1 protein-coding gene is annotated in these 385 nt (G+C 68.8%); it reads left to right on the forward strand.

The annotated features are described in order from the left end of the window. Window positions 1-34: 34 nt before the first annotated feature. A partial coding sequence (locus CVH10_RS18105; protein ID WP_106489363.1) for a (2Fe-2S)-binding protein occupies window positions 35-385 on the forward strand: 351 nt, incomplete at its 3' end.

Genomic DNA, 385 nt, shown 5'->3' on the forward strand with positions numbered 1-385 from the left:
ATCGCCGGTGGGCCAAGTGACGAGGAGATCGCCCATGCACGCCAAGGCTGACCAGCGCATACGCGTGACCCTGACCCTCAATGGCCGCGAGCGCAGTGGCTACGCCGAGCCCCGTACCCAGCTGTGTGACTTCCTGCGCCACGAACTGGGCGCCACCGGCACGCACGTGGGGTGCGAGCACGGCGTGTGCGGGGCCTGCACGATGCGCGTCGACGGTCGCGCCAGCCGCAGCTGCCTGATGCTCGCGGTACAGGCCGAGGGTCGGCGGCTCGACACCGTCGAGTCGCTGGCAGGAGAGGAGGGCCTTTCCGATCTGCAACAGGCGTTCCGGCGTCATCACGCCCTGCAGTGCGGCTTCTGCACCGCAGGCATTCTGATGTCCTGC

The sequence above is a fragment of the Halomonas sp. ND22Bw genome (assembly GCF_003011945.1).
Taxonomy (GTDB): Bacteria; Pseudomonadota; Gammaproteobacteria; order Pseudomonadales; family Halomonadaceae; genus Halomonas; species Halomonas halophila.